This window comes from Pseudomonas sp. FG47 (genome assembly GCF_057809115.1).
The window spans coordinates 1-19,596 of the sequence record NZ_JBMDJI010000043.1 but is presented as its reverse complement, the minus strand read 5'-3'; the positions used below and the strand labels follow the sequence as shown (position 1 = coordinate 19,596).

Below are 19,596 nucleotides of genomic sequence, written 5' to 3'. Positions count from 1 at the left end.
GCCGTAGTGGACAAGATCCTGATCCGTGGGGCGCGTACCCACAACCTGAAGAACATCGACCTGACCCTGCCCCGGGACAAACTGATCGTGATCACCGGCTTGTCCGGGTCCGGCAAGTCCTCGCTGGCCTTCGACACGTTGTACGCCGAGGGCCAGCGCCGCTACGTCGAGTCGCTGTCGGCCTATGCCCGGCAGTTCCTGTCGATGATGGAAAAGCCCGACGTCGACACCATCGAAGGCTTGTCGCCGGCGATCTCCATCGAGCAGAAGTCGACCTCGCACAACCCGCGCTCGACCGTGGGCACCATCACCGAGATCTACGACTACCTGCGCCTGCTCTATGCCCGGGTCGGCACGCCGCGCTGCCCGGACCACGATATTCCACTGGAAGCGCAAACGATCAGCCAGATGGTCGACCTGGTGCTGGAAAAACCCGAGGGCAGCAAGCTGATGCTGCTGGCGCCGGTGATTCGCGAGCGCAAGGGCGAGCACCTGGCGGTGTTCGATGAACTGCGTGCCCAGGGCTTTGTGCGGGCCCGGGTCAACGGCAAGCTCTACGAACTGGACGAGTTGCCCAAGCTGGATAAGCAGAAAAAGCACAGCATCGACGTGGTGGTGGACCGCTTCAAGGTCCGCGCCGACTTGCAGCAGCGCCTGGCCGAATCGTTCGAGACCGCGCTCAAGCTGGCCGACGGCATCGCCCTGGTGGCACCGATGGACGATGAGCCCGCAGAGGAGATGATCTTCTCCGCGCGCTTCGCCTGCCCGGTCTGCGGCCACGCCATCAGCGAACTGGAACCCAAGCTGTTCTCCTTCAACAATCCGGCCGGCGCCTGCCCGACCTGCGATGGCCTGGGCGTGAAGCAGTTCTTCGACACCAAGCGCCTGGTGAATACCGAACTGACCCTGGCCGAGGGCGCAATCCGCGGCTGGGACCGGCGCAACGTCTATTACTTCCAGATGCTCGGCTCATTGGCCGCGCACTATGGCTTCAGCCTCGAAGAACCGTTCGGCCAGCTCTCGGCCGATCACCAGAAAGTCATCCTGTATGGCAGCGGCAAGCAGAGCGTCGACTTCAAGTACCTCAACGACCGCGGCGATATTGTCAAGCGCTCGCACCCGTTCGAAGGCATCGTGCCGAACCTGGAGCGCCGTTACCGCGAGACCGAGTCGGCCACCGTGCGCGAAGAGCTGGCCAAGTTCCTCGGCACCCAGCCCTGCCCGGACTGCCGCGGCACCCGTCTGCGCCGTGAAGCGCGCCACGTATGGGTGGGTGAGAAGACCCTGCCGGCGGTGACCAACCTGCCGATCGGCGAAGCCAGCAACTACTTCGGCGCACTGACCCTGACCGGGCGGCGCGGCGAGATCGCGGCGAAGATCCTCAAGGAAATCTGCGAACGCCTGCAGTTCCTGGTCAACGTCGGCCTCGACTACCTGACCCTGGACCGCAGTGCCGATACCCTGTCTGGCGGTGAAGCCCAGCGGATCCGCCTGGCCAGCCAGATCGGTGCTGGCCTGGTGGGGGTGATGTACATCCTCGACGAGCCGTCCATCGGCCTTCATCAACGGGACAACGACCGCCTGCTGGCCACCCTCAACCACCTGCGTGACCTGGGGAACACGGTGATCGTGGTGGAGCACGACGAAGACGCCATTCGCCTGGCCGACTACGTGGTCGACATTGGCCCAGGCGCTGGGGTGCACGGCGGCCAGATCGTCGCCGAGGGCTCGCCGCAGCAGGTCATGGATCACCCAGACTCGCTGACCGGCAAGTACCTGTCCGGGCGCAAGAAGATCGTCGTGCCGGCCAAGCGCACCCCGCGCAACAAAAAGCTGCAACTCAAGCTCAAGGGCGCGCGCGGCAACAACCTGCAGAACGTCGACCTGGAGATCCCGATCGGCCTGCTGACCTGCGTGACCGGGGTTTCTGGCTCGGGCAAGTCGACCCTGATCAACAACACCCTGTTCCCGCTGGCTGCCACCGCCCTGAATGGCGCAAGCAGCCTGGAGGCCGCGCCGCACAGCAGCATGGATGGCCTGCAGCACCTGGACAAAGTGGTGGATATCGACCAGAGCCCAATCGGCCGCACCCCACGCTCGAACCCGGCGACCTACACAGGCATCTTCACACCGATCCGCGAGCTGTTCTCCGGCGTCCCGGAGTCACGCTCCCGCGGCTACGGCCCGGGGCGGTTCTCGTTCAACGTCAAGGGCGGCCGCTGCGAAGCCTGCCAGGGCGATGGCTTGATCAAGGTGGAGATGCACTTCCTGCCGGACATCTACGTGCCGTGCGATGTGTGCAAGAGCAAGCGCTATAACCGCGAAACCCTGGAGATCAAGTACAAGGGCAAGAACATCCACGAGGTGCTGGAAATGACCATCGAGGATGCCCGCGAGTTCTTCGATGCGGTGCCGGCGCTGGCGCGCAAGCTGCAAACCTTGATGGACGTCGGTTTGTCGTACATCAAGCTGGGGCAGTCGGCGACCACCTTGTCGGGAGGCGAGGCGCAGCGCGTGAAGTTGTCCCGCGAGCTGTCCAAGCGCGATACCGGCAAGACCCTGTATATCCTCGACGAGCCCACCACCGGCCTGCACTTCGCCGATATCCAGCAGTTGCTGGACGTATTGCACCGCCTGCGCGACCACGGCAACACCGTGGTGGTGATCGAACATAACCTGGATGTGGTGAAGACCGCCGATTGGCTGGTCGACCTGGGGCCGGAGGGTGGCTCCAAGGGTGGGCAGATCATTGCCTGTGGTACGCCGGAAGAGCTGGCCGAGACGAAGCAGTCCTACACCGGGCATTACTTGAAACCGCTGCTGGAGCGGGATCGGGCATAAGACACTGGGGGCGCTTTGCGCCCCATTCACGGCACAAGGCCGCTCCTACAGGACCGCGCAAACCGTCAGATCGGCGCTGTCCTGTAGGAGCGGCCTTGTGCCGCGAATGGGCTGCAAAGCAGCCCCCAGGCTTTTACATCTGCGACTGCAGGTAATTCTCCAGGCCGATGGCCTTGATCAACCCCTGCTGCTTCTCCAGCCAGTAGGTGTGATCTTCCTCGGTGTCAGCCAGCTGCGCGCGCAGGATGTCGCGGCTGATGTAGTCCTTGTGCAGTTCGCACAGCTCGATGCCTTTGCACAGCGCGGCGCGCACCTTGTACTCGAGCTTTAGGTCGGCCTCGATCATTTCAGGGACCGTGGTGCCGACTTCGAGGTCGTCGGCACGCATGTCGGGGGTGCCTTCGAGCATGAGGATACGGCGCATCAGGGCATCGGCGTGCTGCGTCTCTTCTTCCATCTCGTGGTTGATACGCTCGTAGAGCTTGCCCAAGCCCCAGTCTTCGTACATGCGCGAGTGGATGAAATACTGGTCGCGTGCTGCCAGTTCGCCCTTCAGCAACGTGACGAGGTAGTTGATTACGTCCGGGTGACCTTGCATCGCCCTGCTTCTCCCTGTGAATGCGTCAATGACCACTAGTGTGAACCAGCTTTTGCCCGCGGTCACTGAAAAATGCGCAATCAGATGCAAAAAATCGGTTAAACAGTAGTGATTTTCATTGAAAAACCGCCCAAATGAGGGCGGTTCTTCTTATCACTTCGACTTAGGCGAGATTCACGCCCAGGGCCTTGGCGATGCCTTCCCCGTAGGCCGGATCAGCCTTGAAGAAGTGCTGCAGCTGGCGCCGCACCACATCCTCGCTGACCCCGACCAGGGTGCCGGCAATGTTGCTGATCAGCAGCGCCTTCTGCTCGGCGCTCATCAGGCGGAACAGCGCGCCGGCGTGGCTGTAGTAATCCGTGTCCTCACGGTGATCGTAGCGAACCGCCGCCCCACTGAGTGCCAGCGCTGGCTCGCCATGGCGGGGCGATTGCTTCGGCGCGTCGGCATAGCTGTTGGGCTCGTAGTTCGGCGCGCTGCCGTAGCCGCCCATAGCCATCGAACCGTCACGCTGGTAGCTGTTGACCGGGCTGCGCGAAGCATTGACCGGCAACTGCTGGTGGTTGGTGCCCACCCGGTAGCGGTGCGCATCGGCGTAGGCGAACACCCGACCTTGCAGCATGCGATCCGGCGACAGGCCAACACCCGGGACCATGTTGCTCGGGCCGAAGGTGGCCTGCTCGACCTCGGCAAAGTAGTTGAGCGGGTTGCGGTTGAGCTCCAGCACACCCACTTCGATCAGCGGGTATTCCTTCTGCGACCAGGTCTTGGTCACGTCGAAGGGGTTCTCTGCCCGCGCGGCCGCCTCGTCTTCGCTCATCACCTGAATGCACACCGTCCAACGTGGGAAGTCGCCACGCTCGATGGCCTCGAACAGGTCGCGCTGGGCGTAGTCCGGGTCGGTGCCGGCCAGGCGTGCGGCATCGGCCGGCGCCAGGTTCTTGATGCCCTGCTGGGTCTTGAAGTGCCACTTGACCCAAGTGCGCTCCCCCTTGGCGTTGATCAGGCTGTAAGTGTGGCTGCCGAAACCGTGCATGTGGCGGTAGCCATCCGGGATACCGCGGTCGGAGAACAGGATGGTGACCTGGTGCAGCGCTTCCGGCGAGTGCGACCAGAAGTCCCACATCATCTGAGCGTTCTTCAGGTTGCTCTGCGGGTGGCGCTTTTGGGTGTGAATGAAGTCAGGGAACTTCAGCGGGTCGCGGATGAAGAACACCGGGGTGTTGTTGCCGACGATGTCCCAGTTGCCTTCCTCGGTGTAGAACTTCACCGCGAAGCCACGTGGGTCACGCTCGGTATCGGCGGAGCCGCGCTCACCACCGACCGTGGAGAAACGCAGGAAGGTTTCGGTGCGCTTGCCAATGGCATCGAACAACTTGGCGCTGGTGTAGCCGCTGATATCACGGGTGACGGTGAAGGTACCGTAGGCGCCCGAGCCCTTGGCGTGGACGCGACGCTCAGGGATGTTCTCGCGGTTGAAGTGGGCCAGCTTCTCGATCAGGTGGAAGTCGTCGAGCAGCAGCGGGCCGCGCGGGCCGGCGGAACGGGAATTCTGGTTGTCAGCAACGGGGGCACCGCTGGCGGTGGTGAGAATCTTGCTCATGGGCTCTCCTTATCGGGTCTCGAACTGCCGGCTAATCGGCTTGGAGAGAGTATTGACCAGCATTATTACAAGAACAAATTCATTAAGTGACTTACATCAATAGAAAATAACAATTCATCAGGCGACAAAAAACCGGGCCTAGGCCCGGTTTCTTGTAGCAGACAGAACGTCTTACTCGGCAGCTTCTACAACACCACCGACCGGACGATCAACCAGCTCGACGTACGCCATAGGCGCGTTGTCGCCAGCGCGGAAACCGCACTTCAGGATGCGCAGGTAGCCGCCCTGACGGGTGGCGTAACGCTTGCCCAGGTCGTTGAACAGTTTGCCAACGGCGGACTTCGAACGGGTACGGTCGAAGGCCAGACGACGGTTGGCGACGCTGTCTTCCTTGGCCAGGGTGATCAGCGGCTCGGCAACGCGGCGCAGTTCCTTGGCTTTCGGCAGGGTGGTTTTGATCAGCTCGTGCTCGATCAGCGACACTGCCATGTTCTGGAACATAGCCTTGCGGTGAGAGCTGGTACGGCTCAGGTGACGTCCACTTTTACGATGACGCATGATTCATTCCTTACCAAACACTACGTTCGGTGATTACGACGATCAGGCAGTCGCCTTGTCGTCTTTCTTAAGACTTGCAGGCGGCCAGTTGTCGAGGCGCATGCCGAGAGACAGACCACGGGAGGCCAGGACGTCCTTGATTTCAGTCAGGGACTTCTTGCCCAGGTTAGGAGTCTTCAACAGCTCTACTTCGGTACGCTGAATCAGGTCGCCGATGTAGTAGATGTTCTCCGCCTTGAGGCAGTTGGCCGAACGTACAGTCAGTTCCAGGTCGTCAACCGGACGCAGCAGGATCGGATCGATCTCGTCTTCCTGCTCGACCACCACCGGCTCGCTGTCACCTTTGAGGTCGACGAACGCGGCCAACTGCTGTTGCAGGATGGTCGCGGCGCGGCGGATAGCCTCTTCAGGGTCCAGGGTGCCGTTGGTTTCCAGATCGATGACCAGCTTGTCCAGGTTGGTACGCTGTTCAACACGGGCGTTCTCGACCACGTAGGCGATACGACGCACCGGGCTGAACGAAGCGTCCAGCTGGAGACGGCCAATGCTGCGGCTTTCGTCTTCGTCGGTCTGACGGGAGTCGGCCGGCTCGTAACCGCGACCACGAGCTACGGTGAGCTTCATGTTCAGGGCGCCGTTGGACGCCAGGTTCGCGATTACGTGATCGGGGTTGACGATCTCGACATCGTGATCCAGCTGAATATCGGCAGCGGTAACCACCCCCGAACCCTTTTTCGACAAGGTCAGCGTAACTTCGTCACGACCGTGCAGTTTGATAGCCAGGCCTTTCAGGTTCAACAGGATTTCAATGACGTCTTCCTGTACACCTTCGATCGCGGAGTACTCATGGAGTACGCCATCGATCTCGGCCTCGACTACTGCACAGCCAGGCATGGAGGACAACAGGATGCGGCGCAGCGCGTTGCCCAGGGTATGGCCGAAGCCACGCTCGAGAGGCTCGAGCGTGATCTTGGCGCGGGTTGGACTGACAACCTGCACGTCGATGTGACGGGGTGTCAGAAACTCATTTACCGAAATCTGCATGGATGCACCTATTTTCTAGCCCTTACTTGGAGTAGAGCTCGACAATCAGGTTTTCGTTGATGTCGGCGGACAGGTCGCTGCGAGCAGGAACGTTCTTGAAAACGCCCGACTTTTTGGCAGCATCCACGTCAACCCACTCAACGCGGCCACGCTGGGCGCACAGTTCAAGGGCTTGAACAATGCGCAGCTGGTTCAGCGACTTCTCGCGAACTGCGACCACGTCACCCGGACGAACTTGGTAGGATGGAATGTTTACGGTCTTGCCGTTCACGCTGATCGCTTTGTGCGAAACCAGCTGACGGGACTCGGAACGGGTGGAACCGAAGCCCATACGGTAAACGACGTTGTCCAGACGGCACTCGAGCATCTGCAGCAGGTTCTCACCAGTGGCGCCTTTCTTCGAGGCAGCCGCTTGGTAGTAACCGCGGAATTGACGCTCCAGCACGCCGTAGATACGACGGACTTTTTGTTTCTCGCGCAGCTGGGTACCGTAGTCGGACTGACGGCCACGGCGCTGGCCGTGGATACCTGGGGCTGCTTCGATGTTGCACTTCGATTCCAGAGCGCGAACGCCGCTCTTCAGGAACAGGTCAGTGCCTTCACGGCGAGACAGTTTGCATTTTGGACCAATGTAACGTGCCATTTATCTGTCTCCTGATTACACGCGACGCTTCTTCGGCGGACGGCACCCGTTATGCGGGATTGGCGTCACGTCGGTGATGCTGGCGATCTTGTAGCCGCAGCTGTTCAGTGCACGAACGGCGGATTCACGACCTGGACCTGGACCCTTGACGTTAACGTCGAGGTTCTTCAGACCATATTCCAGCGCAGCTTGACCAGCACGCTCAGCAGCGATCTGAGCTGCGAACGGGGTGGATTTGCGCGAACCACGGAAACCCGAACCACCGGAAGTAGCCCAGGACAGTGCGTTGCCCTGACGATCGGTGATGGTCACGATGGTGTTGTTGAAAGACGCATGGATGTGGGCGATGCCATCAACCACTGTCTTTTTGACTTTTTTACGAGGACGAGCAGCAGGTTTTGCCATGTCTATATTCCTGGGCGATTACTTGCGGATCGGCTTACGCGGGCCCTTACGGGTGCGTGCGTTGGTCTTGGTGCGCTGACCGCGAACCGGCAGACCCTTACGATGGCGCAGGCCGCGGTAGCAACCCAGGTCCATCAAGCGCTTGATCTTCATGTTGATGTCACGACGCAGGTCACCTTCGGTGGTGAACTTCGCGACTTCGCCACGCAGGGTTTCGATTTGCTCGTCGCTCAGATCCTTGATCTTTGCGGCTGGGTTGACACCAGCGTCTGCACAGATTTTCTGCGCAGTAGTGCGACCGACACCATAGATGTAGGTCAGCGAGATAACAGTATGCTTGTTATCTGGAATGTTGACGCCTGCAATACGGGCCATTCAGTGGGACTCCAATTGACAGCTACCTACGCCCCGGAAGCCAAGAAATAGGGCGCGAGATAATATCGCTGTAGAAACGAATAATCAACCCAGCAGCACACTAGCTGCTGGGTTTGAAGCGCGGATCACACTCAGCCTTGGCGCTGCTTGTGACGCGGTTCCGCGCTGCAGATCACGCGCACGATACCTTCGCGACGAATGATCTTGCAGTTGCGGCACAGCTTTTTCACCGATGCACGAACTTTCATTACCGACTCCTCGAACCTTAAGGGGCTAGATCAGCGCAGCAGACCGCTGCCGCCGTAGCCTTTCAGGTTGGCTTTCTTCATCAGGGATTCGTACTGGTGCGAAACGAGGTGCGATTGTACTTGGGACATGAAGTCCATCACAACCACTACCACAATCAGCAACGAGGTCCCGCCAAGGTAGAACGGCACGTTTGCTGCCACCACCAGGAACTGGGGCAGAAGGCAGACGGCCATCATGTAAAGAGCACCGAACATGGTCAAACGGGTCAGAACGCCATCAATGTAGCGTGCCGACTGTTCACCAGGACGGATACCCGGAATAAAGGCACCGGACTTCTTCAGGTTTTCCGCTACGTCTTTCGGGTTGAACATCAGCGCTGTGTAGAAGAAGCAGAAGAAAATGATCCCTGCACTAAACAGCAGAATGTTCAACGGCTGACCAGGAGCGATCGACTGCGAGATGTCCTGCAGCCAGCCCATACCTTCGGACTGACCGAACCAGGCACCCAGCGAAGCCGGGAACAGCAAGATGCTGCTCGCGAAAATGGCCGGGATGACCCCCGCCATGTTCACTTTCAGCGGCAGGTGGCTGGTCTGCGCAGCGAAGACCTTGCGGCCCTGCTGACGCTTGGCGTAGTGAACGGCGATACGACGCTGACCACGCTCAATGAACACCACGAAGCCGATAATCGCTACTGCCAGCAAACCGATAGCGACCAGGGCGAAGATGTTGATATCGCCTGTGCGCGCAGACTCGAAAGACTGCCCGATTGCTCTCGGAAGACCGGCAACGATACCTGCGAAGATCAACATCGAGATACCGTTGCCCACACCGCGCTCGGTGATCTGCTCGCCGAGCCACATCATGAACATCGCACCCGCCACGAAAGTGGAGACAGCGACGACATGGAAGCCCAGGCCTGCAGAAAACGCCACGCCCTGGTTGGCCAGGCCAATGGACATGCCAATGGCTTGAACCAGCGCCAGGATAACGGTGCCGTAGCGGGTGTACTGGCTGATCTTGCGACGGCCAGCTTCACCTTCCTTCTTCAACTGCTCCAGCTGCGGGCTGACAGCGGTCATGAGCTGCATGATGATCGATGCCGAGATGTACGGCATGATCCCCAGTGCAAAGATGCTCATGCGCTCCAGCGCGCCACCGGAAAACATGTTGAACAAGCTAAGAATGGTCCCCTCATTCTGCCGGAACAGATCCGCGAGACGGTCCGGGTTAATGCCTGGCACTGGGATGTGCGCGCCAATCCGATAGACGATGATCGCCATGAACAGAAAGCGCAGACGAGCCCAGAGTTCCGACATCCCGCCCTTACCGAGCGAAGAGAGAGCACCTTGCTTAGCCATTTATTCCTCGAACTTGCCGCCAGCTGCTTCGATAGCCGCACGTGCACCTTTGGTGACGGCGATACCCTTGAGGGTGACTGCGCGAGTGACTTCGCCCGACAGCATGATTTTCACACGCTGTACGTGCTGGCCGATCACGTTGGCGTCCTTCAGGGACTGAACGGTGATCAGATCGCCTTCCACCTTGGCCAGCTCGGACAGACGCACTTCGGCGCGGTCCATGGCTTTCAGGGAAACGAAGCCGAACTTCGGCAGGCGACGGTGCAGCGGCTGTTGACCGCCTTCGAAGCCTGGAGCGATGGAGCCACCGGAGCGGGAGGTCTGACCTTTGTGACCACGGCCACCGGTCTTGCCCAGACCGCTACCGATACCACGGCCCGGACGGTGCTTCTCGCGACGGGAACCCGGCGCTGGACTCAGATCATTGAGTTTCATCGATTAACCCTCGACCTTCAGCATGTAGTAAGCCTTGTTGATCATCCCGCGGTTCTCGGGAGTATCCTGGACTTCTACAGTGTGACCGATGCGACGCAGACCCAGGCCTTTAACGCACAGTTTGTGGTTAGGCAGGCGGCCGGCGGTGCTCTTGATCAGCGTTACTTTTACGGTTGCCATGATCAGATGATCTCCTCAACAGTCTTGCCGCGCTTGGCAGCAATGGACTCAGGGGATTGCATGGCTTTCAGACCCTTGAAGGTGGCGTGAACCACGTTCACCGGGTTGGTCGAGCCATAGCACTTGGCCAGAACGTTCTGCACGCCAGCGACTTCCAGGACGGCACGCATGGCGCCACCGGCGATGATACCGGTACCTTCCGAGGCAGGCTGCATGTAGACCTTCGAGGCGCCGTGGGCAGCCTTGGTGGCGTACTGCAGGGTGGTGCCCTTCAGGTCAACCTGAATCATGTTGCGGCGAGCAGCTTCCATGGCTTTCTGGATCGCGGCAGGTACTTCGCGCGATTTGCCACGGCCGAAACCAACACGGCCCTTGCCATCACCTACCACGGTCAGCGCGGTGAAGGTGAAGATACGGCCGCCCTTGACGGTCTTGGCTACGCGGTTAACTTGAACCAGCTTCTCGATGTAGCCTTCGTCGCGCTTTTGATCGTTATTTGCCATAACTTAGAACTCCAGCCCGCCTTCACGAGCAGCATCAGCCAGCGCCTTGACGCGGCCGTGGTACTTGAAGCCGGAACGGTCAAAGGCAACTTGAGATACACCGGCGGCTTTCGCGCGCTCAGCTACCAGCTTGCCAACCTTAGTGGCCGCGTCGATGTTGCCGGTGGCGCCATCACGCAGTTCTTTGTCCAAGGTCGAGGCGCTTGCCAGAACCTTGCTGCCGTCGGCCGAAATGACCTGGGCATAGATGTGCTGCGAGGAGCGGAACACGCACAGACGCACGGCTTCGAGCTCGTGCATTTTCAGGCGTGCTTTGCGAGCGCGACGCAGTCGAGTAACTTTTTTGTCGGTCATTTGCTAGGCCCTACTTCTTCTTGGCTTCTTTACGACGGACTACTTCGTCCGCGTAACGCACACCCTTGCCCTTGTAAGGCTCTGGCGGACGGAAACCGCGGACTTCAGCGGCCACCTGACCTACCAGCTGCTTGTCGATACCCTTGATCAGGATGTCGGTCTGGCTTGGGGTTTCAGCGGTGATACCGGCTGGCAGTTCGTAATCCACTGGGTGCGAGAAGCCCAGAGCCAGGTTCAGGACGGTGCCTTTAGCCTGTGCCTTGTAACCAACACCGACCAGCTGGAGCTTGCGCTCGAAGCCTTGGCTTACGCCCTGGACCATGTTGTTCACCAGGGCGCGGGTGGTACCGGCCATGGCGCGAGCTTGCTGGTCACCGTTGCGAGCGGAGAAACGCAGCTCACCAGCTTCTTCGGTAACTTCAACAGACGAGTGAACGTTCAGTTCGAGAGTGCCCTTGGCACCCTTCACCGAAAGCTGCTGGCCGGCGAATTTGACTTCGACGCCTGCTGGCAGCTTAACGGGGTTCTTAGCGACGCGAGACATGCCTATCTCCCCTTAGAACACTGTGCACAGAACTTCGCCGCCGACACCGGCAGCGCGCGCAGCGCGGTCAGTCATCACACCTTTGTTGGTGGAGACGATAGACACGCCCAGGCCGCCACGTACTTTCGGCAGCTCGGTAACGGCCTTGTACTGGCGCAGGCCAGGACGGCTGGTACGCTTCAGCTCTTCGATAACCGGACGGCCTTCGAAGTACTTCAGCTCGATCGACAGGGAAGGCTTGGCTTCGCCAGTGACTTCGTAGCCAGCGATGTAACCTTCGTCTTTCAGTACTTTGGCAACCGCGACCTTCAGGGTGGAAGAAGGCATGCTTACGACAGACTTTTCAGCCATCTGGGCATTACGGATGCGAGTTAGCATGTCCGCTAACGGGTCCTGCATACTCATGGGCTAGATGCTCCTGATACAAGAATTATTAGCCTTGCGGCTATCACAACCACCCGAGCAGGCAGGGCAAAAAACCCAGGCTCAGGTGAGCCGGTCATTCTAGACACAAGACAGAAACGAAACAAGCCCCATATAGGGGCTTGTTTCGTCGCGAGGTCACCGGCGGTCGGAAGATCACTCCCCTCCCGCCGGTGGTCACGCCAACCGGATTACCAGCTGGCCTTGACCAGACCTGGCACGTCACCACGCATGGCGGCTTCGCGCAGCTTGTTACGGCCGAGGCCGAACTTGCGGTACACGCCGTGCGGACGGCCGGTGATGCGGCAACGGTTACGCATGCGCGAGGCGCTGGCGTCACGTGGTTGCTTCTGCAGGGCGACAACGGCAGCGAAACGCTCTTCAGGAGAGGCGTTCTGGTTGACGATGGTCGCTTTCAGCTCGGCACGCTTTTTGGCGTACTTGGCTACCGTGAGCTGACGCTTCAGCTCGCGGTTTTTCATGCTCTTCTTGGCCATTTTCCTACTCCAATCAGTTGCGGAACGGGAACTTGAAAGCACGCAGCAGAGCGCGGCCTTCGTCGTCCGAACGAGCAGTGGTGGTCAGGGTGATGTCCAAACCGCGCAGAGCATCGATCTTGTCGTAGTCGATTTCCGGGAAGATGATCTGCTCTTTCACGCCCATGCTGTAGTTGCCGCGACCATCGAAGGACTTGGCATTCAGGCCGCGGAAGTCGCGAACCCGTGGCAGGGAGATCGCCAGCAGGCGGTCCAGGAACTCGTACATTTTTTCGCGACGCAGGGTCACCTTGACACCGATCGGCCAGCCTTCACGGACTTTGAAGCCCGCGATGGATTTACGAGCGAAAGTCACGACCGGCTTTTGACCGGTGATCTTTTCCAGGTCGGCAACAGCGTGCTCGATGACTTTCTTGTCGCCGATCGCTTCGCCCAGACCCATGTTCAGGGTGATTTTGGTAACGCGCGGAACTTCCATCACGTTCGACAGCTTAAGTTCTTCCTTAAGCTTAGGAGCGATTTCGTTCCGGTAAATCTCTTTCAGTCGTGCCATGGTCTTCTACCTAGCAGTGTTCAAGCATCAACCGCTTTTTGGGTCGACTTGAAGACACGAATTTTTTTACCTTCTTCAACTTTGAAGCCAACGCGGTCAGCCTTGTTGGTTTCGCTGTTGAAGATGGCAACGTTGGAAGCGTGCAGAGGCGCTTCTTTCTCGACGATACCGCCCTGGACGCCCGCCATCGGATTAGGCTTGGTGTGACGCTTGACCAGGTTGACACCACCGATGACCAGACGGTCGTCAGCGAGAACCTTCAGCACCTTACCGCGCTTACCTTTGTCTTTGCCGGCGATCACGATGATCTCGTCGTCACGACGAATCTTTTGCATGTCGGATCTCCTTACAGCACTTCAGGGGCGAGCGAGACGATCTTCATGAACTTCTCGGTACGAAGTTCACGGGTCACTGGCCCGAAGATGCGAGTGCCGATCGGCTCTTGCTTGGTGTTCAGCAGAACAGCAGCGTTGCCGTCGAAACGAATGATGGAACCGTCAGCGCGACGTACACCGTGACGGGTACGGACGACAACAGCGGTCATCACCTGGCCTTTCTTGACCTTACCGCGCGGAATCGCTTCCTTGACGGTTACTTTGATGATGTCACCGATGCCGGCGTAACGGCGGTGCGAACCGCCGAGCACCTTGATGCACATGACGCGACGAGCGCCGCTGTTATCGGCCACATCGAGCATGGATTGAGTCTGAATCATAAAATTTCTCCGACCCCTAGCCCTTAGACTTCAACAGCGCGTTCGAGGACTTCAACCAGTGCCCAGGACTTGGTCTTGGCCAGCGGACGAGTTTCGGTGATCGAAACTTTGTCGCCGATTTTGCACTGGTTGGTTTCGTCGTGCGCGTGCAGCTTAGTCGAACGCTTAACGTATTTACCGTAGATCGGGTGCTTGACGCGACGCTCGATCAGAACGGTGATGGTCTTGTCCATTTTGTCGCTGACGACACGGCCAGTCAGCGTACGGACGGTTTTTTCAGCTTCAGCCATGATCACTTACCTGCCTGCTGGTTGAGCACAGTTTTCACGCGAGCGATGTCACGCTTAACTTGCGAGAGCAGGTGCGACTGCCCCAACTGGCCAGTTGCTTTCTGCATGCGCAGATTGAACTGGTCGCGCAGCAAGCCGAGCAGTTGCTCATTCAGTTGCTGTGCCGATTTTTCACGAAGTTCATTCGCTTTCATCACATCACCGTCCGCTTAACAAAGGAGGTGGCGAGAGGCAGCTTTGCAGCAGCCAGGGCGAAAGCTTCGCGCGCCAGCTCTTCAGAAACACCCTCGATTTCGTACAGGACTTTGCCTGGCTGAATCTGGGCAACCCAGTATTCCACGGAACCTTTACCTTTACCCATACGAACCTCGAGAGGCTTCTTGGTAACCGGCTTGTCCGGGAAGACACGGATCCAGATCTTACCGCCACGCTTAACGTGACGGGTCAGGGCACGACGTGCCGACTCGATCTGACGGGCGGTGAGACGACCGCGAGCGACAGCTTTCAGAGCGAACTCGCCGAAGCTGACCTTGCTACCGCGCAGTGCCAGACCACGGTTGTGGCCGGTCATCTGCTTGCGGAATTTTGTACGCTTTGGTTGCAACATTTGGCGTACCCCTTACTTAGCAGCTTTTTTACGAGGCGCTGGTGCTTGAGGCTTCAGCTCTTCCTGGCGACCACCAATAACTTCGCCTTTGAAGATCCAAACCTTCACACCGATCACACCGTAGGTGGTGTGAGCTTCGTAGGTGTTGTAGTCGATATCGGCACGCAGGGTGTGCAGAGGCACACGACCTTCGCGATACCACTCGGTACGTGCGATCTCGGCACCGCCGAGACGACCGCTCACCTGGATCTTGATGCCCTTGGCACCAATACGCATGGCGTTCTGCACGGCGCGCTTCATGGCGCGACGGAACATAACGCGGCGCTCCAGCTGCTGGGCAACGCTCTGAGCAACCAGCATGGCGTCGAGTTCCGGCTTGCGGATCTCTTCGATGTTGATGTGCACAGGCACACCCATCTGCTTGGTCAGGTCCTGACGCAGTTTCTCAACATCTTCACCTTTCTTGCCGATAACGATACCGGGACGAGCGGTGTGGATGGTGATGCGTGCAGTTTGAGCCGGACGATGAATATCGATACGGCTTACGGACGCGCTTTTTAGTTTGTCTTGGAGGTACTCACGCGTTTTCAGATCCTTCAACAGGTAATCTGCGTAAGTAGCGCCGTCTGCATACCAGACGGAGGTGTGCTCCTTGACGATTCCCAGGCGAATGCCAGTGGGATGTACTTTCTGACCCATCTGATCGACTCCGTTACTTGTCCGCAACCTTGACAGTGATATGGCAAGACCGCTTGACGATGCGATCAGCGCGGCCTTTGGCACGCGGCATGATGCGCTTCAGCGAACGCCCTTCGTTGACGAAGACGGTGGAGACCTTCAGGTCATCAACGTCTGCGCCTTCGTTGTGTTCGGCGTTGGCAACGGCCGACTCGAGGACTTTCTTCATGATTTCAGCGGCTTTTTTGCTGCTGAAGGCCAACAGGTTGAGCGCTTCGCCCACCTTCTTCCCGCGGATCTGGTCGGCGACCAAGCGGGCTTTCTGGGCGGAGATGCGAGCGCCCGACAACTTAGCGGCTACTTCCATTTCCTTACCCCTTAACGCTTGGCTTTCTTGTCAGCCACGTGCCCACGATAAGTGCGGGTACCGGCGAACTCGCCCAGTTTGTGGCCGACCATGTCTTCGTTCACGAGAACTGGGACGTGTTGGCGACCGTTGTGTACCGCGATGGTCAGACCGACCATCTGTGGCAGGATCATCGAACGGCGCGACCAGGTTTTAACTGGCTTGCGATCGTTCTTCTCCACCGCCACTTCGACCTTCTTCAGCAGGTGAAGATCGATAAAAGGACCTTTTTTCAGAGAACGTGGCACTGTCGTATCCCTCTAGTTACTTGCGACGACGGACGATCATGTTGTCGGTACGCTTATTACCGCGGGTTTTAGCACCCTTGGTTGGGAAGCCCCATGGCGATACCGGATGACGACCACCGGAGGTACGACCTTCACCACCACCATGTGGGTGGTCAACCGGGTTCATGGCAACACCACGAACGGTTGGGCGAACGCCGCGCCAGCGTTTGGCACCAGCTTTACCCAGCGAACGCAGGCTGTGCTCGGAGTTCGAGACTTCGCCCAGGGTCGCACGGCACTCAGCCAGGACTTTACGCATTTCACCAGAGCGCAGACGCAGGGTCACATAGACACCGTCGCGAGCGATCAGCTGAGCCGAAGCACCAGCGGAACGAGCGATCTGAGCACCTTTACCCGGCTTCAGTTCGATGCCGTGAATGGTGCTACCTACTGGGATGTTGCGCAGCTGCAGGGAGTTACCGGCCTTGATTGGGGCCAGGGCACCTGCGATCAGCTGGTCGCCAGCGCTCACGCCTTTAGGGGCGATGATGTAGCGACGCTCACCGTCTGCGTAGCACAGCAGGGCGATGTGAGCAGTACGGTTCGGGTCGTATTCGATACGCTCGACAGTGGCAGGGATGCCATCTTTGTCGTTGCGACGGAAGTCAACCAGACGGTAATGCTGCTTATGACCACCACCAACGTGACGAGTGGTGATGCGGCCATTGTTGTTACGACCACCAGACTTCGATTTTTTCTCGAGCAGCGGTGCGTGAGGAGCGCCTTTGTGCAGCTCCTTGTTGACCACCTTGACCACAAAACGGCGGCCAGGGGAAGTCGGTTTGCATTTAACGATTGCCATGATGCACCCCTTCCTTACTCAGCACTGCTGCTGAAATCGAGATCTTGGCCTGGCTGAAGGGAGACGATCGCCTTCTTCCAGTCATTACGCTTGCCCAGACCACGTGCGGTACGCTTGGTTTTACCCAGAACGTTAACAGTCGACACGTTTTCAACTTTTACGTTGAACAGGCCTTCGACAGCTTTCTTGATTTCCAGCTTGGTTGCGTCAGTAGCAACCTTGAATACGAACTGGCCTTTTTTCTCAGCCAGAACGGTAGCCTTCTCGGAAACGTGCGGGCCAAGGAGGACTTTGAATACGCGTTCCTGGTTCATCCCAGCAGCTCCTCGAATTTCTTCACGGCCGAGACAGTGATCAACACTTTCTCGTATGCGATCAGACTGACCGGGTCGGAACCTTGAACGTCACGTACGTCGACGTGCGGCAGGTTGCGAGCAGCCAGGTACAGGTTCTGATCAACAGCGTCCGAAACGATCAATACATCGCTCAGACCCATGCCGTTCAGCTTGTTCAGCAGGTCTTTGGTTTTCGGGGCTTCAACAGCGAAGTCCTGAACCACAACCAGACGGTCGCTACGCACCAGCTCAGCGAGGATGGAGCGCAGTGCTGCGCGATACATCTTCTTGTTGAGCTTCTGCGAGTGATCCTGAGGACGAGCTGCGAAGGTTACACCACCGCCACGCCAGATCGGACCACGGGTAGTACCAGCACGAGCGCGGCCAGTACCTTTCTGACGCCATGGGCGCTTACCGCCACCGGCTACGTCAGAACGGGTCTTCTGCTGCTTGGTGCCCTGACGGCCGCCGGCCATGTAGGCCACGACTGCTTGGTGTACCAGCGTCTCGTTGAATTCGCCACCGAAGGTCAGTTCGGAAACTTCGATCGCCTGAGCGTCATTTACATTAAGTTGCATGTCAGTTTCCCCTTAACCGCGAGCCTTGACAGCCGGACGCACGACCACGTCGCCGCCAGTAGCGCCTGGGACGGCACCCTTGATCAGCAGCAGGTTGCGTTCAGCGTCTACGCGTACTACTTCCAGGGACTGAACAGTCACGCGCTCGGCGCCCATGTGACCGGACATCTTCTTGCCCTTGAATACACGACCAGGAGTCTGGCACTGGCCGATGGAGCCAGGGACACGGTGCGATACGGAGTTACCGTGGGTGTTGTCTTGACCACGGAAGTTCCAACGCTTGATGGTACCGGCGAAGCCTTTACCTTTGGACTGACCGGTTACGTCTACCAGCTGGCCTGCAGTGAAGAGTTCAGCTTTGATCAGATCGCCAGCCTGGAAATCGCCTTCTTCAAGACGGAACTCCCAGACACCGCGACCAGCGGCAACGTTAGCCTTGGCAAAGTGGCCTGCCTGAGCGGCGGTCACACGCGAAGCACGACGCTCGCCGACAGTGACTTGCACTGCACGGTAGCCATCAGTTTCTTCGGTTTTGAACTGGGTGACGCGATTCGGCTCGATCTCAATGACCGTGACCGGAATGGAGACACCTTCTTCGGTGAAAATACGGGTCATGCCCGCTTTTCGACCGACTACACCAATAGTCATGTTGTAAACCTCATGAGTGTACGGGGCTTTCACCCGCTATGGCCGCCCATTTCAGAGCGTTACACGACCAGACCGAAGTCTTAGCCGAGGCTGATCTGCACTTCCACACCGGCCGCCAGATCGAGCTTCATCAGCGCGTCAACGGTTTTATCCGTTGGCTGGACGATGTCCAGAACACGCTTATGAGTGCGAATCTCGTACTGGTCACGCGCGTCTTTGTTGACGTGCGGGGAGACCAGAACGGTGAAACGCTCTTTGCGGGTAGGCAGTGGAATTGGACCACGCACTTGTGCACCAGTACGTTTCGCGGTTTCCACGATTTCCTGGGTGGATTGGTCGATCAGGCGATGGTCGAAAGCCTTCAACCTGATACGGATTTGCTGATTTTGCATTGGATTTCAGACTCCAGGCTGTTCCCATCGGGCGCACTACGCCCGTTAAAAGGAGGCGTGATTCTATAGACGCCCCAATTTAGTGTCAACCCAATAAAAAAAACCCCCGCTGAGCGGGGGTTTTTTCAACCGATCGAGTGATTACTCGATGATTTTGGCCACGACGCCGGCGCCGACGGTACGACCGCCTTCACGGATGGCGAAGCGCAGACCGTCTTCCATTGCGATGGTCTTGATCAGGGTGACAGTCATCTGAATGTTGTCACCTGGCATTACCATTTCAACGCCTTCCGGCAGTTCGCAGTTACCGGTCACGTCAGTGGTACGGAAGTAGAACTGAGGACGGTAGCCTTTGAAGAACGGAGTGTGACGGCCGCCTTCTTCCTTCGACAGGACGTAGACTTCTGCGGTGAACTTGGTGTGCGGCTTGACCGAACCTGGCTTGACCAGAACCTGGCCACGCTCAACGTCGTCACGCTTGGTACCACGCAGCAGGACGCCGCAGTTCTCGCCAGCACGACCTTCGTCCAGCAGCTTGCGGAACATCTCAACGCCGGTGCAGGTGGTGGTGGTGGTGTCACGCAGACCAACGATTTCCAGCGGATCCTGAACGCGGACGATACCACGCTCGATACGACCGGTAACAACGGTACCACGACCCGAGATCGAGAATACGTCTTCGATCGGCATCA

At 58.5% G+C, this 19,596-nt stretch carries 32 protein-coding genes; 1 reads left to right on the top strand and 31 read right to left on the bottom strand.

Translation table 11 applies throughout. The features are described 5' to 3' along the window. The first annotated feature begins 6 nt into the window (after window positions 1–6). Window positions 7–2,841: an excinuclease ABC subunit UvrA gene (gene uvrA, locus ACODS5_RS21895; protein WP_489109633.1), complete on the top strand. Its 2,835-nt coding sequence runs from the start codon at window positions 7–9 to the stop codon at window positions 2,839–2,841. A gap of 133 nt (window positions 2,842–2,974) precedes the next feature. On the opposite strand, the gene bfr is transcribed toward uvrA, so the two are convergent. The 31 genes from bfr to ACODS5_RS21740 all read right to left on the bottom strand — a co-directional run. Further along, the gene (gene bfr / locus ACODS5_RS21890; protein WP_011531900.1) at window positions 2,975–3,439 is read right to left on the bottom strand and encodes a bacterioferritin; all 465 of its coding nucleotides are present in this window, start codon (window positions 3,437–3,439) and stop codon (window positions 2,975–2,977) included. Window positions 3,440–3,602: 163 nt separating this feature from the next. Next, window positions 3,603–5,042, bottom strand: a complete 1,440-nt coding sequence (locus tag ACODS5_RS21885; RefSeq protein WP_489109632.1) for a catalase — start codon at window positions 5,040–5,042, stop codon at window positions 3,603–3,605. Window positions 5,043–5,213: 171 nt separating this feature from the next. Next, the gene (gene rplQ / locus ACODS5_RS21880; protein ID WP_134693402.1) at window positions 5,214–5,600 is read right to left on the bottom strand and encodes a 50S ribosomal protein L17; all 387 of its coding nucleotides are present in this window, start codon (window positions 5,598–5,600) and stop codon (window positions 5,214–5,216) included. Between the two features lie 42 nt (window positions 5,601–5,642). Next, on the bottom strand, window positions 5,643–6,644 hold the full coding sequence (locus ACODS5_RS21875) for a DNA-directed RNA polymerase subunit alpha (protein WP_003255452.1): 1,002 nt from the start codon (window positions 6,642–6,644) through the stop codon (window positions 5,643–5,645). Between the two features lie 22 nt (window positions 6,645–6,666). Further along, complete coding sequence (gene rpsD / locus ACODS5_RS21870) at window positions 6,667–7,287, bottom strand: 30S ribosomal protein S4 (protein ID WP_134693401.1); 621 nt, start codon at window positions 7,285–7,287, stop codon at window positions 6,667–6,669. 15 nt (window positions 7,288–7,302) lie between these two features. After that, entirely contained in the window at window positions 7,303–7,692 is a 390-nt protein-coding gene (rpsK, locus tag ACODS5_RS21865) for a 30S ribosomal protein S11 (RefSeq protein WP_003255454.1), read from the bottom strand. Window positions 7,693–7,710: 18 nt separating this feature from the next. Further along, window positions 7,711–8,067, bottom strand: coding sequence for a 30S ribosomal protein S13 (rpsM, locus tag ACODS5_RS21860; protein ID WP_003255457.1), 357 nt, complete (start codon window positions 8,065–8,067; stop codon window positions 7,711–7,713). Between the two features lie 131 nt (window positions 8,068–8,198). Next, the gene (gene rpmJ, locus ACODS5_RS21855) at window positions 8,199–8,315 is read right to left on the bottom strand and encodes a 50S ribosomal protein L36 (protein WP_011531897.1); all 117 of its coding nucleotides are present in this window, start codon (window positions 8,313–8,315) and stop codon (window positions 8,199–8,201) included. Between the two features lie 30 nt (window positions 8,316–8,345). Then, window positions 8,346–9,677 (bottom strand): preprotein translocase subunit SecY, encoded by a 1,332-nt coding sequence (gene secY, locus ACODS5_RS21850; RefSeq protein ID WP_003255459.1) that lies wholly within the window; start codon window positions 9,675–9,677, stop codon window positions 8,346–8,348. Then, window positions 9,678–10,112 (bottom strand): 50S ribosomal protein L15, encoded by a 435-nt coding sequence (gene rplO, locus ACODS5_RS21845; RefSeq protein WP_011531896.1) that lies wholly within the window; start codon window positions 10,110–10,112, stop codon window positions 9,678–9,680. It abuts the gene before it with no gap. 3 nt (window positions 10,113–10,115) lie between these two features. Then, complete coding sequence (rpmD, locus tag ACODS5_RS21840; RefSeq protein ID WP_028690238.1) at window positions 10,116–10,292, bottom strand: 50S ribosomal protein L30; 177 nt, start codon at window positions 10,290–10,292, stop codon at window positions 10,116–10,118. A 2-nt stretch (window positions 10,293–10,294) separates the two neighbouring features. Then, window positions 10,295–10,795 (bottom strand): 30S ribosomal protein S5, encoded by a 501-nt coding sequence (gene rpsE / locus ACODS5_RS21835; RefSeq protein ID WP_023629184.1) that lies wholly within the window; start codon window positions 10,793–10,795, stop codon window positions 10,295–10,297. A 3-nt stretch (window positions 10,796–10,798) separates the two neighbouring features. Beyond that, window positions 10,799–11,149 (bottom strand): 50S ribosomal protein L18, encoded by a 351-nt coding sequence (gene rplR / locus ACODS5_RS21830; RefSeq protein WP_011531893.1) that lies wholly within the window; start codon window positions 11,147–11,149, stop codon window positions 10,799–10,801. A 10-nt stretch (window positions 11,150–11,159) separates the two neighbouring features. Beyond that, window positions 11,160–11,693 (bottom strand): 50S ribosomal protein L6, encoded by a 534-nt coding sequence (gene rplF / locus ACODS5_RS21825; protein WP_011531892.1) that lies wholly within the window; start codon window positions 11,691–11,693, stop codon window positions 11,160–11,162. A 12-nt stretch (window positions 11,694–11,705) separates the two neighbouring features. Continuing rightward, the gene (rpsH, locus tag ACODS5_RS21820; protein WP_134693400.1) at window positions 11,706–12,098 is read right to left on the bottom strand and encodes a 30S ribosomal protein S8; all 393 of its coding nucleotides are present in this window, start codon (window positions 12,096–12,098) and stop codon (window positions 11,706–11,708) included. 209 nt (window positions 12,099–12,307) lie between these two features. After that, a complete protein-coding gene (gene rpsN / locus ACODS5_RS21815; RefSeq protein WP_134693399.1) occupies window positions 12,308–12,613 on the bottom strand; it encodes a 30S ribosomal protein S14 in 306 nt (101 codons plus the stop codon). A gap of 13 nt (window positions 12,614–12,626) precedes the next feature. After that, window positions 12,627–13,166 (bottom strand): 50S ribosomal protein L5, encoded by a 540-nt coding sequence (gene rplE, locus ACODS5_RS21810; protein ID WP_012316517.1) that lies wholly within the window; start codon window positions 13,164–13,166, stop codon window positions 12,627–12,629. Window positions 13,167–13,186: 20 nt separating this feature from the next. Further along, window positions 13,187–13,501, bottom strand: coding sequence for a 50S ribosomal protein L24 (gene rplX, locus ACODS5_RS21805; protein ID WP_023629180.1), 315 nt, complete (start codon window positions 13,499–13,501; stop codon window positions 13,187–13,189). A gap of 11 nt (window positions 13,502–13,512) precedes the next feature. Further along, window positions 13,513–13,881, bottom strand: a complete 369-nt coding sequence (gene rplN / locus ACODS5_RS21800; RefSeq protein ID WP_008089810.1) for a 50S ribosomal protein L14 — start codon at window positions 13,879–13,881, stop codon at window positions 13,513–13,515. Between the two features lie 23 nt (window positions 13,882–13,904). Beyond that, entirely contained in the window at window positions 13,905–14,171 is a 267-nt protein-coding gene (gene rpsQ, locus ACODS5_RS21795; RefSeq protein WP_023534981.1) for a 30S ribosomal protein S17, read from the bottom strand. Between the two features lie 2 nt (window positions 14,172–14,173). Then, window positions 14,174–14,365 (bottom strand): 50S ribosomal protein L29, encoded by a 192-nt coding sequence (rpmC, locus tag ACODS5_RS21790; protein ID WP_002555481.1) that lies wholly within the window; start codon window positions 14,363–14,365, stop codon window positions 14,174–14,176. After that, window positions 14,365–14,778, bottom strand: a complete 414-nt coding sequence (rplP, locus tag ACODS5_RS21785) for a 50S ribosomal protein L16 (RefSeq protein WP_009397508.1) — start codon at window positions 14,776–14,778, stop codon at window positions 14,365–14,367. Before rplP ends, rpmC begins: the two co-directional genes overlap by 1 nt. Before the next feature lie 12 nt (window positions 14,779–14,790). Next, entirely contained in the window at window positions 14,791–15,477 is a 687-nt protein-coding gene (gene rpsC / locus ACODS5_RS21780) for a 30S ribosomal protein S3 (protein ID WP_003255481.1), read from the bottom strand. A 13-nt stretch (window positions 15,478–15,490) separates the two neighbouring features. Continuing rightward, the gene (gene rplV / locus ACODS5_RS21775) at window positions 15,491–15,823 is read right to left on the bottom strand and encodes a 50S ribosomal protein L22 (RefSeq protein ID WP_003103908.1); all 333 of its coding nucleotides are present in this window, start codon (window positions 15,821–15,823) and stop codon (window positions 15,491–15,493) included. Between the two features lie 11 nt (window positions 15,824–15,834). Continuing rightward, a complete protein-coding gene (gene rpsS / locus ACODS5_RS21770; RefSeq protein ID WP_003255482.1) occupies window positions 15,835–16,110 on the bottom strand; it encodes a 30S ribosomal protein S19 in 276 nt (91 codons plus the stop codon). 16 nt (window positions 16,111–16,126) lie between these two features. Beyond that, complete coding sequence (rplB, locus tag ACODS5_RS21765; protein WP_016393391.1) at window positions 16,127–16,951, bottom strand: 50S ribosomal protein L2; 825 nt, start codon at window positions 16,949–16,951, stop codon at window positions 16,127–16,129. A gap of 14 nt (window positions 16,952–16,965) precedes the next feature. Then, window positions 16,966–17,265, bottom strand: a complete 300-nt coding sequence (rplW, locus tag ACODS5_RS21760; RefSeq protein ID WP_003255484.1) for a 50S ribosomal protein L23 — start codon at window positions 17,263–17,265, stop codon at window positions 16,966–16,968. After that, the gene (gene rplD / locus ACODS5_RS21755) at window positions 17,262–17,864 is read right to left on the bottom strand and encodes a 50S ribosomal protein L4 (protein WP_003255485.1); all 603 of its coding nucleotides are present in this window, start codon (window positions 17,862–17,864) and stop codon (window positions 17,262–17,264) included. Before rplD ends, rplW begins: the two co-directional genes overlap by 4 nt. A gap of 12 nt (window positions 17,865–17,876) precedes the next feature. Further along, window positions 17,877–18,512 carry a 50S ribosomal protein L3 gene (rplC, locus tag ACODS5_RS21750; RefSeq protein WP_011531887.1) on the bottom strand — a complete coding sequence of 212 codons (636 nt, stop codon included), beginning with the start codon at window positions 18,510–18,512 and terminating at the stop codon, window positions 17,877–17,879. A gap of 80 nt (window positions 18,513–18,592) precedes the next feature. Beyond that, window positions 18,593–18,904: a 30S ribosomal protein S10 gene (gene rpsJ, locus ACODS5_RS21745; RefSeq protein WP_003186070.1), complete on the bottom strand. Its 312-nt coding sequence runs from the start codon at window positions 18,902–18,904 to the stop codon at window positions 18,593–18,595. 141 nt (window positions 18,905–19,045) lie between these two features. Beyond that, a partial coding sequence (locus ACODS5_RS21740) for an EF-Tu C-terminal domain-related protein (protein WP_081321343.1) occupies window positions 19,046–19,596 on the bottom strand: 551 nt, incomplete at its 5' end.

Excerpts from the sequence above, each read along its gene's own strand:
- rplV (WP_003103908.1), bottom strand. The coding sequence starts at position 15,823 with ATGGAAGTAGCCGCTAAGTTGTCGGGCGCTCGCATCTCCGCCCAGAAA.
- rplO (WP_011531896.1), bottom strand. The coding sequence starts at position 10,112 with ATGAAACTCAATGATCTGAGTCCAGCGCCGGGTTCCCGTCGCGAGAAG.
- rplR (WP_011531893.1), bottom strand. The coding sequence starts at position 11,149 with ATGACCGACAAAAAAGTTACTCGACTGCGTCGCGCTCGCAAAGCACGC.
- rpsH (WP_134693400.1), bottom strand. The coding sequence starts at position 12,098 with ATGAGTATGCAGGACCCGTTAGCGGACATGCTAACTCGCATCCGTAAT.
- rplP (WP_009397508.1), bottom strand. The coding sequence starts at position 14,778 with ATGTTGCAACCAAAGCGTACAAAATTCCGCAAGCAGATGACCGGCCAC.
- rpsN (WP_134693399.1), bottom strand. The coding sequence starts at position 12,613 with ATGGCCAAGAAGAGCATGAAAAACCGCGAGCTGAAGCGTCAGCTCACG.
- ACODS5_RS21885 (WP_489109632.1), bottom strand. The coding sequence starts at position 5,042 with ATGAGCAAGATTCTCACCACCGCCAGCGGTGCCCCCGTTGCTGACAAC.
- rplQ (WP_134693402.1), bottom strand. The coding sequence starts at position 5,600 with ATGCGTCATCGTAAAAGTGGACGTCACCTGAGCCGTACCAGCTCTCAC.
- rpsQ (WP_023534981.1), bottom strand. The coding sequence starts at position 14,171 with ATGGCTGAAGCTGAAAAAACCGTCCGTACGCTGACTGGCCGTGTCGTC.
- rplF (WP_011531892.1), bottom strand. The coding sequence starts at position 11,693 with ATGTCTCGCGTCGCTAAGAACCCCGTTAAGCTGCCAGCAGGCGTCGAA.
- secY (WP_003255459.1), bottom strand. The coding sequence starts at position 9,677 with ATGGCTAAGCAAGGTGCTCTCTCTTCGCTCGGTAAGGGCGGGATGTCG.
- rplB (WP_016393391.1), bottom strand. The coding sequence starts at position 16,951 with ATGGCAATCGTTAAATGCAAACCGACTTCCCCTGGCCGCCGTTTTGTG.
- rpmJ (WP_011531897.1), bottom strand. The coding sequence starts at position 8,315 with ATGAAAGTTCGTGCATCGGTGAAAAAGCTGTGCCGCAACTGCAAGATC.
- ACODS5_RS21875 (WP_003255452.1), bottom strand. The coding sequence starts at position 6,644 with ATGCAGATTTCGGTAAATGAGTTTCTGACACCCCGTCACATCGACGTG.
- rpsD (WP_134693401.1), bottom strand. The coding sequence starts at position 7,287 with ATGGCACGTTACATTGGTCCAAAATGCAAACTGTCTCGCCGTGAAGGC.
- rpsM (WP_003255457.1), bottom strand. The coding sequence starts at position 8,067 with ATGGCCCGTATTGCAGGCGTCAACATTCCAGATAACAAGCATACTGTT.
- rplE (WP_012316517.1), bottom strand. The coding sequence starts at position 13,166 with ATGGCACGACTGAAAGAGATTTACCGGAACGAAATCGCTCCTAAGCTT.
- rpsC (WP_003255481.1), bottom strand. The coding sequence starts at position 15,477 with ATGGGTCAGAAAGTACATCCCACTGGCATTCGCCTGGGAATCGTCAAG.
- rpmD (WP_028690238.1), bottom strand. The coding sequence starts at position 10,292 with ATGGCAACCGTAAAAGTAACGCTGATCAAGAGCACCGCCGGCCGCCTG.
- rplW (WP_003255484.1), bottom strand. The coding sequence starts at position 17,265 with ATGAACCAGGAACGCGTATTCAAAGTCCTCCTTGGCCCGCACGTTTCC.
- rpsK (WP_003255454.1), bottom strand. The coding sequence starts at position 7,692 with ATGGCAAAACCTGCTGCTCGTCCTCGTAAAAAAGTCAAAAAGACAGTG.
- rplX (WP_023629180.1), bottom strand. The coding sequence starts at position 13,501 with ATGCAAAAGATTCGTCGTGACGACGAGATCATCGTGATCGCCGGCAAA.
- rplD (WP_003255485.1), bottom strand. The coding sequence starts at position 17,864 with ATGCAACTTAATGTAAATGACGCTCAGGCGATCGAAGTTTCCGAACTG.
- bfr (WP_011531900.1), bottom strand. The coding sequence starts at position 3,439 with ATGCAAGGTCACCCGGACGTAATCAACTACCTCGTCACGTTGCTGAAG.
- rplN (WP_008089810.1), bottom strand. The coding sequence starts at position 13,881 with ATGATTCAGACTCAATCCATGCTCGATGTGGCCGATAACAGCGGCGCT.
- rpmC (WP_002555481.1), bottom strand. The coding sequence starts at position 14,365 with ATGAAAGCGAATGAACTTCGTGAAAAATCGGCACAGCAACTGAATGAG.
- rpsJ (WP_003186070.1), bottom strand. The coding sequence starts at position 18,904 with ATGCAAAATCAGCAAATCCGTATCAGGTTGAAGGCTTTCGACCATCGC.
- rpsE (WP_023629184.1), bottom strand. The coding sequence starts at position 10,795 with ATGGCAAATAACGATCAAAAGCGCGACGAAGGCTACATCGAGAAGCTG.
- rplC (WP_011531887.1), bottom strand. The coding sequence starts at position 18,512 with ATGACTATTGGTGTAGTCGGTCGAAAAGCGGGCATGACCCGTATTTTC.